The sequence below is a fragment of the Aneurinibacillus terranovensis DSM 18919 genome, from assembly GCF_000430625.1.
Classification (GTDB): Bacteria; Bacillota; Bacilli; order Aneurinibacillales; family Aneurinibacillaceae; genus Aneurinibacillus_B; species Aneurinibacillus_B terranovensis.
This window is the reverse complement of record NZ_KE387177.1, coordinates 1-14,161: the sequence shown is the minus strand read 5'-3', so window position 1 is coordinate 14,161 and position 14,161 is coordinate 1. Positions and strand designations below refer to the sequence as shown.

The 14,161-nt window shown below is 45.0% G+C and carries 13 protein-coding genes; 9 read left to right on the top strand and 4 right to left on the bottom strand.

Features of this window, described 5'->3' with window-relative positions:
- Positions 1-71 precede the first annotated feature (71 nt).
- The 5 genes from H525_RS0120295 (at position 72) to holA (ending at position 6,373) form a co-directional block, all read left to right on the top strand.
- A complete protein-coding gene (locus H525_RS0120295; RefSeq protein ID WP_027417696.1) occupies positions 72-659 on the top strand; it encodes a hypothetical protein in 588 nt (195 codons plus the stop codon).
- Positions 660-779: 120 nt separating this feature from the next.
- A complete protein-coding gene (locus tag H525_RS0120290; protein WP_027417695.1) occupies positions 780-3,161 on the top strand; it encodes a DNA internalization-related competence protein ComEC/Rec2 in 2,382 nt (793 codons plus the stop codon).
- Between the two features lie 104 nt (positions 3,162-3,265).
- The gene (locus H525_RS0120285) at positions 3,266-3,808 is read left to right on the top strand and encodes an RNA polymerase sigma factor (RefSeq protein WP_027417694.1); all 543 of its coding nucleotides are present in this window, start codon (positions 3,266-3,268) and stop codon (positions 3,806-3,808) included.
- A 1-nt stretch (position 3,809) separates the two neighbouring features.
- Positions 3,810-5,153 (top strand): hypothetical protein, encoded by a 1,344-nt coding sequence (locus tag H525_RS0120280; RefSeq protein WP_027417693.1) that lies wholly within the window; start codon positions 3,810-3,812, stop codon positions 5,151-5,153.
- 188 nt (positions 5,154-5,341) lie between these two features.
- Positions 5,342-6,373 carry a DNA polymerase III subunit delta gene (holA, locus tag H525_RS0120275; RefSeq protein ID WP_027417692.1) on the top strand — a complete coding sequence of 344 codons (1,032 nt, stop codon included), beginning with the start codon at positions 5,342-5,344 and terminating at the stop codon, positions 6,371-6,373.
- 54 nt (positions 6,374-6,427) lie between these two features.
- Here the strand turns inward: holA and bioC are convergent, their stop codons facing one another.
- The 4 genes from bioC to rpsT form a co-directional block, all read right to left on the bottom strand.
- Positions 6,428-7,243 carry a malonyl-ACP O-methyltransferase BioC gene (gene bioC / locus H525_RS0120270; RefSeq protein ID WP_027417691.1) on the bottom strand — a complete coding sequence of 272 codons (816 nt, stop codon included), beginning with the start codon at positions 7,241-7,243 and terminating at the stop codon, positions 6,428-6,430.
- Positions 7,233-7,700 (bottom strand): alpha/beta fold hydrolase, encoded by a 468-nt coding sequence (locus H525_RS24970; protein ID WP_155837475.1) that lies wholly within the window; start codon positions 7,698-7,700, stop codon positions 7,233-7,235. The genes bioC and H525_RS24970 overlap by 11 nt, the downstream gene beginning before the upstream one ends.
- Positions 7,697-8,893: an 8-amino-7-oxononanoate synthase gene (bioF, locus tag H525_RS0120260; RefSeq protein WP_051331196.1), complete on the bottom strand. Its 1,197-nt coding sequence runs from the start codon at positions 8,891-8,893 to the stop codon at positions 7,697-7,699. Before bioF ends, H525_RS24970 begins: the two co-directional genes overlap by 4 nt.
- 237 nt (positions 8,894-9,130) lie before the next feature.
- Complete coding sequence (gene rpsT / locus H525_RS0120255; protein ID WP_027417689.1) at positions 9,131-9,397, bottom strand: 30S ribosomal protein S20; 267 nt, start codon at positions 9,395-9,397, stop codon at positions 9,131-9,133.
- 140 nt (positions 9,398-9,537) lie between these two features.
- Here rpsT and gpr point away from each other — a divergent pair, with 140 nt between their 5' ends.
- From gpr to H525_RS0120235, 4 genes are all read left to right on the top strand, one after another.
- Positions 9,538-10,650 (top strand): GPR endopeptidase, encoded by a 1,113-nt coding sequence (gene gpr / locus H525_RS0120250; protein ID WP_027417688.1) that lies wholly within the window; start codon positions 9,538-9,540, stop codon positions 10,648-10,650.
- 192 nt (positions 10,651-10,842) lie between these two features.
- Positions 10,843-11,997, top strand: coding sequence for a stage II sporulation protein P (gene spoIIP, locus H525_RS0120245; RefSeq protein WP_051331195.1), 1,155 nt, complete (start codon positions 10,843-10,845; stop codon positions 11,995-11,997).
- A 14-nt stretch (positions 11,998-12,011) separates the two neighbouring features.
- The gene (locus tag H525_RS0120240) at positions 12,012-12,323 is read left to right on the top strand and encodes a DUF3679 domain-containing protein (RefSeq protein ID WP_027417686.1); all 312 of its coding nucleotides are present in this window, start codon (positions 12,012-12,014) and stop codon (positions 12,321-12,323) included.
- A gap of 387 nt (positions 12,324-12,710) precedes the next feature.
- Positions 12,711-13,826 carry a M24 family metallopeptidase gene (locus H525_RS0120235; RefSeq protein WP_027417685.1) on the top strand — a complete coding sequence of 372 codons (1,116 nt, stop codon included), beginning with the start codon at positions 12,711-12,713 and terminating at the stop codon, positions 13,824-13,826.
- Positions 13,827-14,161: the final 335 nt, after the last annotated feature.

Sequence of the window (14,161 nt, the reverse complement as noted above, 5' to 3'; positions counted from 1 at the left end):
GGATTATAAAAAACGGGGTAATGATGTAGCAAGGAGGAAATTTCTTCTTAACTACGAACGAGGTGATTACAATGCAATCAAATGTAGCCACGATCCGAGGTGTATGTGATAATTTCCAGGCGCCCCAGGAACGGATTGATGACGTTTATCGTGTTGTAGAAGAAGCGAAATTGCGCAGTGATATAACCGTTGAAGAAAAGAAAACCATGCAGGGCACCTTACTCCTTGGATTCTATACTGAACACGGAGTATTTCGTCTCGTTGTTCAAGCGGGATTGCCGATTAAAGGAAGATTGTATATAAACGGGATTACGGAAGAAGAGATGGCGGCCAACCAATTGATTCGTTTATTTTATGGTTCGGTATATTTGATGGGTGCTTCCGGAATGCTTCGCCTTTATGAAGAAGGGTTTACAAAAGATATTTATTTCCGTGAAGGCAAAATTTTTGAAAACAATGGATTAGGCCAGGAAACGGAACTTTCGAATATTCTTGTGGAACAGCATATCGAACAGCAGATTGTAGAGGGACGTATCAATCTCCTTCTGGAAAAGCTGAATGAATGCATAGAAGAAGAGGAAGACCAGAGGCGTCTATCTATGATTAAACAGGAACTTAGTCATTTATCGGAACAATTACATGAACTGCAGGGGTATTAAAAGGGAGAATAATAAAATTCTTCCTTTTTACTTTTTTTTCCATAAAAAATGCTATAATAAATGCTAGAGGGGTGCTGTCCAGACGAGGGAGGAAAAAGAAATGATAGGAAGGCGGGAAAAATGAAGTGCCGTATATTATTTTGCTGCAGTGTATGCGCGCTGGGCGGCATGATCAGTGCTGCCGCGTATTATGAAAACAAGCGTTTCATACTTCTTTGTCTTTCTGTTTTTATCTTAGGAGCGGCGATTATACTATGGAAACAGCCGACCCTGCGCAGGCCGTTTATTGTGGGAGCTTGTTTTTTTCTCATAGGCGGCAGTAACTATATGTGGACAGAGGCTCATAATACGAGCCATTTGCCGCTCGGCAGGGTTTCCTTTGAAGGCATCATTCAAGATGCGCCTGATTTTGACGGCGACCGCAGCCGCTTTACGCTGCAAATTGCAAAAATCAATAACCGGAACATTCCGCAGGCCGAACGTGTATGGACCACCGTTTATTTTACAACAGAGGAACAAAAAAAGCGGGCAGAAGCCTGTTTTTTATACCACAGCCGCTTAAAAGGGGAAATGGAGCTCAACCTTCCCAAACCACCGACCAACCCGGGAGCCTTTAATTATCCGGTTTATTTGCATAGAGAACATATTCATCGTGTAGGGAGTATTAGGTCGCCTCAGTCCTTATCTTATCAAAAGCCCAACCGGAGTATAGAAGGGGCCATCCTTTCTTTACAAAAGTGGCTGGTCGGGCGGATTAATCGGATGTATTCCGCAGATACCGCCGGATTTATCTCAGGTCTGCTCATCGGATCGCTCGATGAAATGGACGCGGAGAATTATGTAAGGCTTTCTTCGCTTGGACTGGCTCATATTCTTGCTATTTCCGGCCACCATATTACATTGCTTGTCATTGGCCTGCTTTTTTTATTGCGCTGGCTGGGAATGACTAAGGAGAGAGCGGGTGTTCTCGCCATTATCCTTCTCCCCCTGTATGTTCTGCTTACAGGTGCCGGCGCTTCAGCCGTGCGGGCTCTTATTATGGGAGAGCTTGTGCTGCTCGCTGTTCTGTTGCACCGGTTTAAGGACGGATGGAATCTTATCGGTGCAGCTTTTCTAATGATGACCCTGTTTGATCCATACCAGATTCATTCTATCAGCTTTCAATTATCTTATCTTGTTACGTTTGGGCTGCTTGCCTTTGTACCGCTGCTTGATAGAAAAGTGGCTATCAAATGGAAGTTTCTCAGAGAAAATATAACAGTAACCGCGGCGGCAACGCTTGTATCTTTTCCTCTGAGTATTTTTTATTTTCATCTTTTTTCATTTTTATCACCCCTCGTTAATTTTATCTTTGTGCCATTTTCCAGTATTCTCATTATGCCGACGGCTGCTGTTTCGCTTATTCTTGGTAGTATTCATCCGGCATTTGGAATTTTGCTTGCCCGTATCGTTGATTTTATGCTGGCTCCGGTCCTGCAGCTTCTTTACAAAATAGAAAACTGGAAATGGCTTTCGTTTGCGTTTGTTTCTCCATCTTTTGTCTGGTTCGTCGTTTACGCCGGTTGGCTCGTCTTCCTTGCCTTTTTATTGTATGGTAAAATAGAAACAAATTGGAAAACGATAACGGCGTCTTTTTTATCCTGTTTTTTGCTGTTGTTGGCTTTGTTTATACCGCAGTGGATGAAAAAAGGAACGCAGATTACGTTTCTTGATGTCGGACAGGGAGATGCTATCGTCATCGAAACACCAAGAAGGGTAGTCCTCATTGACGGAGGAGGCAGCCCTGCCGAAAAAGAGGGGTGGAAGAGACAGCGCAACCCGTATCAGCCGATAAAAAATGTAGTGATTCCTTATCTTCTGTATCGCGGGATTAGCTCAGTTGATTTGTACGTCATGACGCATGGAGACAGCGACCATGTAGGAGGATCCCCTTATCTGCTGCTTCATATGCCGGTTAAACAAATACTGGCGAATGGATTACCCCCGAAAACACAGCTTGAGCAAGAAATTGCGAGAGTTATCAAAGAAAGGGGAATTCCTGTTGTTACAGCGCAATCCGGCCAGCGCTGGAGGGAAGAAGAAGGCATAAATCTGGACGTATTAAATCCGCCAATCTCTCACGAAAAAGATGAGGCCGCAAGCGATAACAATAATTCTGTCGTTCTGCTGCTGGATGCGTATCAGCATCACTTTCTTTTTACAGGGGATCTCGAAAAGGAACGGGAGGACCGCCTGCTTCAGGATGGTAGACTTCCATCTGTAGACGTCCTGAAAGTCGGTCATCACGGCAGCAAATCGTCCACGGGAGAGAATTGGGTTTCCCGATTGCACCCTTTGCTGTCCGTCATTTCGGTGGGAGAACGAAACCGCTACGGCCATCCTAATCCTGAGGTAATCCGCAGGCTTGAAGCTCATCATAGCACGGTGCTGAGGACGGACAAACAGGGTGCTGTTATTATTAATGTAAACAATCATGAATTTACATATACAACAGTAAAGTGAAGTAAAGTGGTAGTGTAGCTGGAACGATTCAAAGAATCGGTATTTTTCTGCAACATTTCTTATAAACCCTACGTCTAAATAGGGTAGAGAGGGGAGGCAAGGGCGTGGTTGAAGCAAATTTAATACGCTCCGCCCAGAATGGAGACCATGAATCTCTTGTTAAACTCCTGGAGATTATTGAGCATTCCGTTTATCGAACAGCTTACTATGTGCTGGGCAATGAGCAAGATGCACTGGATGCCTCTCAGGAAGCGTTAATCCGTATTTATACAAAGATTAATACATATCAGGAAAAAGCTAAATTCTCAACGTGGGTACAGCGTATTGTAACCAATGTGTGCATAGATAAGTTTCGCAAAAAGAAGGAAATGGTATCGATTGATGAGAATGAAACAACGCTATACGCCCCTTACAATGTTGAGCAGGAAGTAGAGCGATCCGGTATGGTAGAAGAAGTGCGCCGCGCCATTAACCAGCTCCCGGAGCATCACCGCACCGTTGTAACCTTGCGTTATATGCAGGATTTATCCTATAACGAAATAGCAGAAGTGATGAATATGCCGTTAAACACAGTAAAGTCCTATCTATTTAGGGCAAGGCAGCAGTTGCAGGAACTTTTAAAAGAATATCAGAAAGGTGGTGTATAGGGTGAGATGTGATGAAATCTATGATTGGATACAGCGGGATATGGATTACGACTTAGAAGACTCGGAGAAGGAACTTCTGCTTCAGCATCTCCGTAAATGTCCGGACTGTTCGCTGCTTTATAACCGTCTGAAAAGCTTATCCGGCCATCTCGAAGACCTCCCTATGGTTGAACCACCATTTAGTATTGTTGAATCCATTATGCCTGAACTCGATAAATTGGACAGGGCACGCGCGTCCGCTCTACACGATGAACAGGCCGCAGCATTGCGTGCGGTTGAGCCGGGTCGAACTTCCCGTAAGAGAATTATTCTCTACCGTTCACTTGGAAGTGTAGCGGCAGCCGGACTTTTGATTTCAGCCATTATGTATGGGATGGATAAGACAAAAACGTATATGAATGAATCGTCTTTCGGCGGAACGAGGGAACACGTAAATACAGGAAAAGCTGTTTTACCGCCGTCCTCATCGGAAACATCGGGCAATTCAGTGGCAAAAAACACCCCGCCTGCTCAAAAAACAGAAACGAATGGTGCCGATGCCCCCGCTGCTAATAGAGATAAGGCGACTGCAGGAGGGGGATCTTCTGCAGGAGGCACAGCACCGCAGGAGACAGCCAAAGCGGATACTTCAAATGGACACCAGCAGCCGAATGTGTCTGCCGGTAAAGAAGGCGGGACGAATTCTCCGTCTCCCCATTCCGTTCAGCAAAATACAGATCCGGCTTCTGTATCGCCTGGCAAGACCAATTCAACAGAACCATCAACAGATTCCTCCGTTGCGAAAAATACTGTCGTTGGACCATCTTTACCACAGGGAACAACGGTCGATCAGTCGGGTGCCCATCCGGCGCTCGAACAGGGAGATTCGGGGGCGGTAGCCGAGAGCGGAACATCTCCATCTCCGGGGGGGCCGGCGATTGCCTCTGCAGACAAGGACGGGCAAACGAAAGCCGCTTCTTCCGCAAGCGCCGTACAACCAAGCGATAAAGTGGCCACGATCGCCGGCATTGCAAACCCGGAACAAGGAAAGACGGGTGCTGAGTCGGACAGACAAGCCGCAGCAGGGAAATCTTCCTACACGCCTCCTGGTCTTCCGTCGCCTGGAGGGAACTATTTTGTCAGTGAAAGCAATAACAGGTTGCTTATTCGGGATAGACAGGGCAACATTGTTTTTGTCACGCATACCTGGCAGAATACGTACAAAGTAGATTACTACTGGGTGGATAATCAGAAAGTTACCTACTCTCTTGAATTTACGGGTACAGGTAATCAACCTGATTCCATGCCGCATTACTGGCTTATCGACATGGGAAAAAATATTGAACTGCCAATTTACAATAAATAATCACGCTTTTGTTCGTCGTGCGTATGATGTAGAAAAGAAGCTTACTCGTTCACTTTTCGGCAAGGGCCCTGTCGAGACTGAACGTTTACATATACGCACCTCTACAAAAAACCGTGGCGACACAAACCGTCATGGTTTTTTGTGTTCAAAAGCCTGATTTAGGTATAATGAGGAACGAGGTGAGAATCATGGATGTACGCCAGTTGGCCCGGGAGATTAAACAGGGGAAAGTCGCGCCTGTTTATTTATTTTATGGCAAAGAGCAGTATTTGATGGACGAAGTCATTACGATGATACAGCAGCAGGTCATCGATGAGGCAAGCCGGGACTTTAATTACAGCGTATACGATTTGCGCGAGACAGCGGTGCAGGCTGCGCTGCAGGATGCTGAGACATTTCCCTTTATGGGTGAGAAAAGATTGGTGCGTGCCACACAGGCTTTGTTTCTAACCGGTGGAAAAGTGAAAGAGTCATCAGAGCACAATCTTGATAGTCTGTTGAATTACCTAAACAATCCCCCGGACTATACTACATTTATTCTCGAAGTGCCGGAGGAAAAGCTGGACGAACGAAAAAAAACTGTAAAGGCATTGCTAAAAAACTCTGTTGTTGTTCCGTTCATGCCGCTGAAAGATGATGAACTGGTCCACTGGATTTCACGCCGCGCGGCCAAACATAACGCGAGTGTTATGCCAGAAGCCGCCCGCATGTTAATTACGATGACGGGAGGGGATCTTCGCCGCCTGAATCAGGAGATAGAGAAAATGGCGACGTATGTCGGGGAGGGGGAAACCATCACACCAGAGGTTGTCGGGCTTCTCGGCAGCCGGCAACTTGAACAGGATGTGTTTCGTCTCGTTGACCAGGTTGCCCGTCTCCAGCTGGAAAACGCCATGCGCATTTATTACGACCTGCAGATGAATAAAGAAGAACCGTTGAAAATTCTCACGCTGCTCGCCCGCCAGTTTCGCATTCTTCTTCAAATTAAAATTTTGCAGCCTAAAGGGTATTCCCCGCAGCAAATGGCTTCTATGCTTGGGGTTCACCCGTACGTTGCAAAGCTGGCGGCCGAACAATCACGTTTATTTAGTGAATTAGCGCTCAAGCGGATTATACAAAAACTTGCTGAAGAAGATTACAGAATAAAAACAGGGCAGATTGATAAAACGCTTGCCCTTGAGTTAATTATTATGGGGATGAAAGAAATGGTGAGCGTATAGGAAAAACGTGTACTACTTCGAATCGGATGGCAGTATTAAAACGTCAATTCAAACCTATATAGTAATAGTTATAAATAAACAATGATAGGTCGCTTTCACGCCGGTTTCATCCCGATAATTTGTTTCGTACGTATTGATTAATTCTCGGAAAAAAGAAGGGCGCTGGCAGGAGTTTTCTTCGTTGCTGTTATTTGCCCCAATCTTTTTAATTGATGCAAAAAATGCGCGTACCGTCTGAAAATACTCTAGCTCGAGCTGTTGTCTTCCTGTTATTTCAAATGGAAATGCCGCTGAAGAAATCAGTGCCTGTTCACAAACTTGATATAGCTCTTCAAGAGAGTAAAACGATTGTCCTGGTGAACTGCTTATTGGAAGCTGAAGCTTTTCTTTTGTACGTTCATAGGAAGTATGAAGCTCGTGAAAGGTTTTGTTTCCAAACGTTGAAAATAAAAGGCTCCCGTCCCGCTTTAATAATTGACATAACCGTTCAATGACTGTCTGAAGATTATTCAGCCATTGAAACGTTGCGTTGGAAACAATAAAATCATAACTTCCTTCAAGCGTCATTTCTTCAATATCACCGCATAAAAAAGTAATACGTTCCTCATTCATTTTCTCTTTTGCCATTTTAATCATTCCGGGTGCCAAATCAACAGCGGTAATTCTCGCCTTCGGAAATGCTTCACATAATAAATTCGTAAAATAACCAGTTCCACAGCCGATTTCAAGGATATTAATTTTTTCTTCACACCTCTTTTTAGAAAGCGAATGAATTAATTCCTTTGCCATCTTTTTTTGAACATTGGCATACTCATCATATGTTTTGGCATGTTCACTGAACCGCTTTCGTAAAAGCTGTTTATCGATCATGAGTACACTCCCTTTTGCGCAAACTTTTTAAACCTTCTTCCTTTCCGGTCCCAGAAAACATCGCTTCGTAAAAAACAGTAAGTGTCTTCTCCTTGTTCTGCTGCATTTGCTTTTTCATACGCTCAAGAATGCGCGGATGCCAGCCAAACGGATATTGTTCACCGCTCGTAAAACGACTCGTTCCGCCAATCAGTATAAGACCCTTTATGCTTTTGGGATATGTACTTGCAATTTCAAGTGCCGCAAGTGATCCTAATGACCAACCAAGTAAAAAAACAGGCTCCCCAACAGAAATGATTTTTTTTATGACCCGCTCTTTAAAATCACTTGGAGCTTTCACGCCTCTCCATTCTACAAATAAAAGCTGAAATACTTCAGAGAGTGGCTCGATTAACGGTTGAAACGCTGCCTTTTCCATTCTCCAACCAGGAAGCATCACTAGATGCAACTGTTTCATCCAATCACCCCCATCTCTTTTCCAACAAGAGCAATTTTTTTAATTGCCCAATCAAGATCTTGTTTCACATGGACAGCTGTCACGGTAAAACGAATTCTCCCTTCATTTTCAGGAACGGTAGGTGGCCTGACAGGAATAGCAGCAATTCCTTCTTTCTGCAGACACCCGGCAAACTTCATAGTTTTTTCGTTTTCTCCAATTATAATTGGCACAATTTGTGACTGACTTCCACAAATATTAAACCCGTAATCCATCAATGATTCTCTAAAATACTCGGCATGCGTTTGGAGCAGTGTACGACGTTCCGGTTCTTCTTGCACAATTTCAATCGCAGCTTTTGCAGCACCGAGTATGGCAGGAGGAAGTGCCGTTGAATAAATGAACCCGCGCATTCGGTTCGTTAAATAGTCTATGAGCCACTTTTTCCCGACAACATAGGCGCCGAATGAACCGAGCGCTTTGCTGAATGTTCCCATTTGAATATCTACTTTGTTCTGAAGATTGAGGTGATGGGCATAACCTTCCCCGTTTTTGCCATAGATGCCGCTTGCGTGTGCTTCATCAATCATTAAAATCGCGTTATACCTTTCCTTTAACACAACAATCTCTTTAAGATGAGCGAGATCACCATCCATGCTGAAGATAGTATCTGTCACGATTAGCTTTCGTTTTTCTGTCGGTGCTTTTTTTAATAGTGCTTCTAAATGATTTAAATCATGATGCCGATAGCGTTGGTGCTTCGCACGGCTTAAGACAGCGCCGTCGACAATGCTTGCGTGGTTCAGCTTATCGCTAAAAACAAAATCATCACGGCGCAGCAGTGCAGAAATAATCCCTAGATTCGCAGTATAGCCGTTGTTGATAATAATCCCTGCTTCTGCCTTCTTCCAATTAACGAGCGCTGTTTCCGCTTTCTCATAAAGCGGATGATTACCAACAATTAAGCGTGATGCTGTTGCTCCTGCACCGTATGTGTTTACCGCTTCAATCATTGATTTTTTCAATCGTTCATCCCCTGCATACCCTAGATAGTTATTAGAAGCAAGATTCAGCATCTTACGTCCATTTATCATAAGCCAGGGCTGCTCGGCAAATCTTGTTGTGATGAGATGGCGCTTTTGAGAAATTTCCTCTAAACGGTAAAGTTCTGCGTTGATTTCCTCTTCCCAGTTCAACTGCTTTCCAACTTTCATTACGCTCCCCCCCAACCGTTCCTTTACTATTTGATTTTTGTTAACCAAACTTATTATTAAGTTAACATATCGATTTTATCTAACCATGGCTCTATCCATCTGTCAAGAAAAAGGATACTGGTTCAAAAAAAACAATCATTTGCTGCGTGCAGAAAGACGCTCGATTTCTCTATACGCAGAGAAAAAGCGACCAATTAATTGGTCGCTTTTTCTTCATATGAATGCATTCATATATGATTAGGCGGACATGCCGTTAACCTTTTTAGCCAAACGAGACTTCTTGCGGGAAGCTGCGTTTTTGTGGATCAATCCCTTGGTTACTGCTTTGTCCAAACGCTTGCTCGCTTCTTTAAGAGCAGCTTTAGCCTCTTCCATGCTGCCGGAAAGAACTGCAGTTTCTACTCCTTTAACAGCTGTACGAAGAGCAGACTTTTGAGCGGCGCGGTGCGCACGGCGTTTTTCAATTGTTTTTGTACGCTTAATTGCAGATTTAATATTTGGCATTAGATTCACCTCCTTGGTGCATCCGAAACTTCTATAAAGTGAACAAAGGAAATTATACCATGAGGGACGTCATATTTGCAACCATGTTTTTTTAGTATAAAGCAATATTCAAGTGGAAACGATGAAAACGAGGTGATCGCATGGAAGAAAAGCTTGATTTAAGCAGGTATGGAGTACGAACCGATCTTGCGGTAGAAGCGAGAGAACTTACGAATGAATCCACAGGTGCGAAAGAAATCAACGGAGTCAGGTATGAGACGGAAGAGGATAACGGGATTACTGTGTCCCGGATTGAAATTCTCACGGCAGAAGGAGCCGAGGCCATCGGTAAATTGCCCGGGCGCTATGTTTCTCTTGAAATACCCGGACTTCGCACGCAGGATACGGAATTGCAGAACCGCGTGACCAGACGCTTTGCCCATGAGTTTCACCGGTTTTTAAAAGAACTGGGGATTCGGGAGGATGCAGGGGCACTTATTGTTGGTCTAGGAAACTGGAACGTAACTCCTGACGCTGTCGGTCCGATGGTCGTTGAAAATGTGCTGGTCACACGCCATCTTTTTAAATTAATGCCGGAGCAGGTGGAGGAAGGATACAGGCCGGTTAGCGCGATTTCACCGGGTGTGCTCGGGATTACCGGCATTGAGACGAGTGAAATCGTCTATGGAGTGATGGAGAAAGCTGAACCGGATTTTATTATTGCGATAGATGCACTCGCATCCAGGTCGCTGGATAGAGTGAACACTACGATTCAAATTGCTGATACCGGCATTAGTCCGGGTTCGGGGGTAGGAAATAAGCGGAAGCCGCTGAATAAGGAGACGCTTGGCATTCCGGTTATCGCTGTTGGCATCCCAACCGTAGTAGAGGCAGCAACCATCGTACACGATGCCATGACCTATCTGCTCGGCCATCTCGGACGGCAGGTAAACGAGGCCCGCCATCCAAAGGCCGCTGGCCGGCTTGTTCCCCAAGGTTTTCGCCTGACTGGAAATACAAGGAAAATCACGGAGGAAGATATGCCAAATGAACAGGACAGGAAATTGTTACTGGGTCTAGTCGGTGAGCTGGATGAACAGAAGAAACGTGCGCTCATTTACGAAGTATTGGCGCCGCTGGGCCATAATCTGATTGTGACGCCGAAAGAAGTGGACGATTACGTAGAGGACATTGCCAACATCGTAGCCAACGGCCTGAACGCCGCCCTTCACTCCGCGATCGACATGGATAACGTGTCGGCTTATACGCATTGAGCGGACGTTAAACTAAGCGGGTGCGCGCAATGGAATGGAGCGTTGTTATTTTTTGAGAGGTCTTCCCTGCAAGAGAAAACTCGCAAAAATAAAAGCAAATCGGATGCATCATCGCCCTTTCTCTCTCATATGGTTTTATAGAAGCGGAATAAAAGGACAAACCTCACAGCAGGAGAGAAAGGAAAGGATACAGTGCGTGGTAAAAATCGCGGCCTTATTATTAGTCTGAACAATGCAAACGTCGAACGAAGTTTTGTTATTTTGTCCCTCGGTACTGCGATTGTTTTTATTTTAATCGGATTTCTTTTTGCTTCCCCGTCCAGCCGGGGCCTGTCTTCCGAACAGGTTGGAAAAATCAGCGCTACGATGTCCAGCAGTGTGCTGGCGCGGGCCATGAGTTATGAAATTCCATACTTTCAGGCGAGCCCGCAGGATGAATTATCGCAAAGAAAACTATCCAGTTTTGCTTTTCAATTGGTCACAGGAATTAATGCGGGTGACCCGAGAACTTTTATCGGCGATGAACTGCCCGGGTTTAGTTTATTTGACACGGACGTCCTTGTTGCCGGCAAGGGGGTTGGCCTGGCGGATTTGCCGATTGAATCTCCGCCGCCGCCGCAGGCGCTTCAGGACGATTCGCCTCCTGACAATTCGCCGCCTACGATAACAACAAACGGAAAAAAAGTAATCTTTATTTATAATACGCATGATCGGGAATCGTTCCTGCCGGAACTGCCCAAAGACGAGGTTCAGAACAATCCGGATTTAGCGATGAGTGCAAAAATAAATGTCACGTATATCAGTAAGCACCTGGCGGCTCAGCTCGAAAAAGAAGGGATTGGGACGCAGGTAAGCACCATTGATTATGTGAAAATTTTAAAGGAAAAGAATCTTTCCTACAGCCTGTCATACGCGCAATCTATTCAGACTATCAGAGAGGCGATGGCCACGAACCATAATCTTACCTATTTTATCGATATCCACCGCGATTCCCTCAGACGAAATTCAACAACGACTACAATCAGGGGCCAAACGTATGCGCGGGTAAATTTTGTTATTGGGATGAGAAATAAAAATTGGGAGGAAAATGAGCAATTCGCAAAACAGATTAACGACAAACTTGAGAATCAATATCCTGGGCTCTCGAAGGGGATATTTGGCAAAAAATATGGCAATGCTGAATACAATCAATCCGTTTCTCCGCATGCCATTCTTATAGAGGTAGGTGGAGTGGATAATACGATGGAAGAGTGTTACCGGACGGCGGATGCCCTGGCGAAGGTAATTGCAGAGGTGTACCTCAACGCCGAGAAAGTGAACACAAAGGGTAAAGCAAAAACCGCGTGATTGGAGGAGCTGCCTTGAAATTCAGCGCTGTATTTTTCTCATTAGTCGTCGTCATGTTTGTTGGAATTATGACAGGAATCAATGTTGCGCAGAGCGGAATTGAGCGAATTGAAGGCGCACCTTATCAATCGACAAAAGCTTTTCAAATAAAAAAGGTAGACCAGGGCAAGATTGAGGTCGAGGTCTTTGGGAGACAAGTCAACGGGGAAAATAGAGTGCTTGCTGTCTACCCTGGCAACTTGCTCACCAATATCGGCAGCACGATGAGGGATTGGGTGACGACGAATACACGTCAAGCACTCGAATGGCTAATGAAAAAACTATAAGGACATAACGAAAGTGCAGGCAAAAGAAAGCCGTCCAGAATGCGCAAGGGGAAGATACATCTTCGCTATTCATAAAATGTTCTGTGGCAACTAACATCGTCCACAAATTTTCGAATGTGTTCATTAAATTTCATCAACCTTTAAATGGATTTAATAATGTGAATTGCAAATGGTTAATGTAATTATCCCCATTTATGTAGAAATTATTATCAATTAAAAATTAGTGCCCATTAGTTTCATGAGGAGACACATTTGTGACTTCTCATGAAACCATGAGTAATTCAATTGATCGTGTACAGGATTGGCGAAAGCATGAAAAAAGGACATTTTCCGGAGTGTAGGGAATTAAAGTACATACCCAACTGAAGATAGAGAGGAAGAACAAAAATGAAGGATCACACACAAATTACTAAAATCAAAGATGAAATCAGGAACAACGGATGGGATGCGGCGCTTTTGACTTCCCCTATATCCGTCGCGTTTAGCACCGGGTTTGTATGTGACCCGCATGAGCGGTTTTTGGGACTTTTACTGGATAAAGACGGTGCCGTGGCGCTGTATGTGCCGTCTCTTGAAAAAGATAATGCCGAAGCAGTGTTAGGTGCAAATTCGGGTAGTCAAAACCCGGATATAAAAGTTATCCCGGTAGCTGATACTGATAACCCTTACCAGATTCTGCAGAAAACAGGCGGGTCCTCTATTAAAAAATTGGCGGTGGAAAAAGACTACTTACGTTTAAGTCAGGCTGAGCAGTTGCACAATTCGTTTTCTGGCCTATCGCTTTTTAATATTGGAAACATGATAGCTGAACTGCGCAGCCGAAAAACCCCGGACCAAATAAGCCGGATAAAAATTGCCGTCCGGTTAATTGAGGAAGTGATGGCCGAAGGGTTAAAACGGGTCCGGGTTGGCATGACAGAGGTTGACCTGGTAGCTGAACTGGAGTATCTGATGAAGAAAAAAGGCGCGGATTATCCCGCTTTTGGCACGACTGTGCTGGCCGGCGCGAATTCGGCGCTGCCCCACGGAACCCCGGGGATGACGAAAATAAAAGAGGGAGAGTTCCTTTTAATCGACATGGGGGTATTTAAAGACGGATTTTGTTCCGATATTACGCGCACATTTGTAATCGGTGAACCGACGGCTGAAATGGAAAAGATTTATCATACAGTTCTTGCGGCGGAAGAAGCGGCCATCGCGGCCGTTCGCACTGGCGGGACACTGGCGGAGCTGGACCGCACGGCGCGGCGGATTATCGAAGACGCCGGGTACGGCCCGTATTTTACGCACCGTGTCGGGCACGGGCTGGGCCTTGAGGTGCATGAATATCCGTCCATACACGGCGAGAATATGGATAAGATTGTGCCCGGCATGACCTTTACGATCGAACCGGGTATTTACATCCCAGGGGTAGGCGGGGTGCGAATCGAAGACGACGTGCTTGCCACAGACAGCGGACCCGATGTTCTGACCTCTTTTCCGAAAACGCTAATGAGGCTGTAAAATGAAGAGTAGGCTATAGAGCTAATTGCGATGTCCTGCAAGCCGGACAGGACAAGGGCTGAAAGATACAGGAGAAAAATTTTTACCCCCAAAAAAAGCGGAAAAACTTCATTTTCATGTATAAAAGAAAGAGGCAGAGCGAAAATCCACCCCAGCCTCTTTATGGTAGTAAATAGTAAACAGGCGACTCCATCCATGGTAAAATTGAATTGTCGAAAACAATTTTAAGTATCGGAGGGTCGCCTGTTATGGCTATTATACCACAACTCAACCTGTTTCAGTGGAATGAGATTGCAGTGTTGGGAGATTTGGAACGTCTGCGCTTGGTTTTGGAG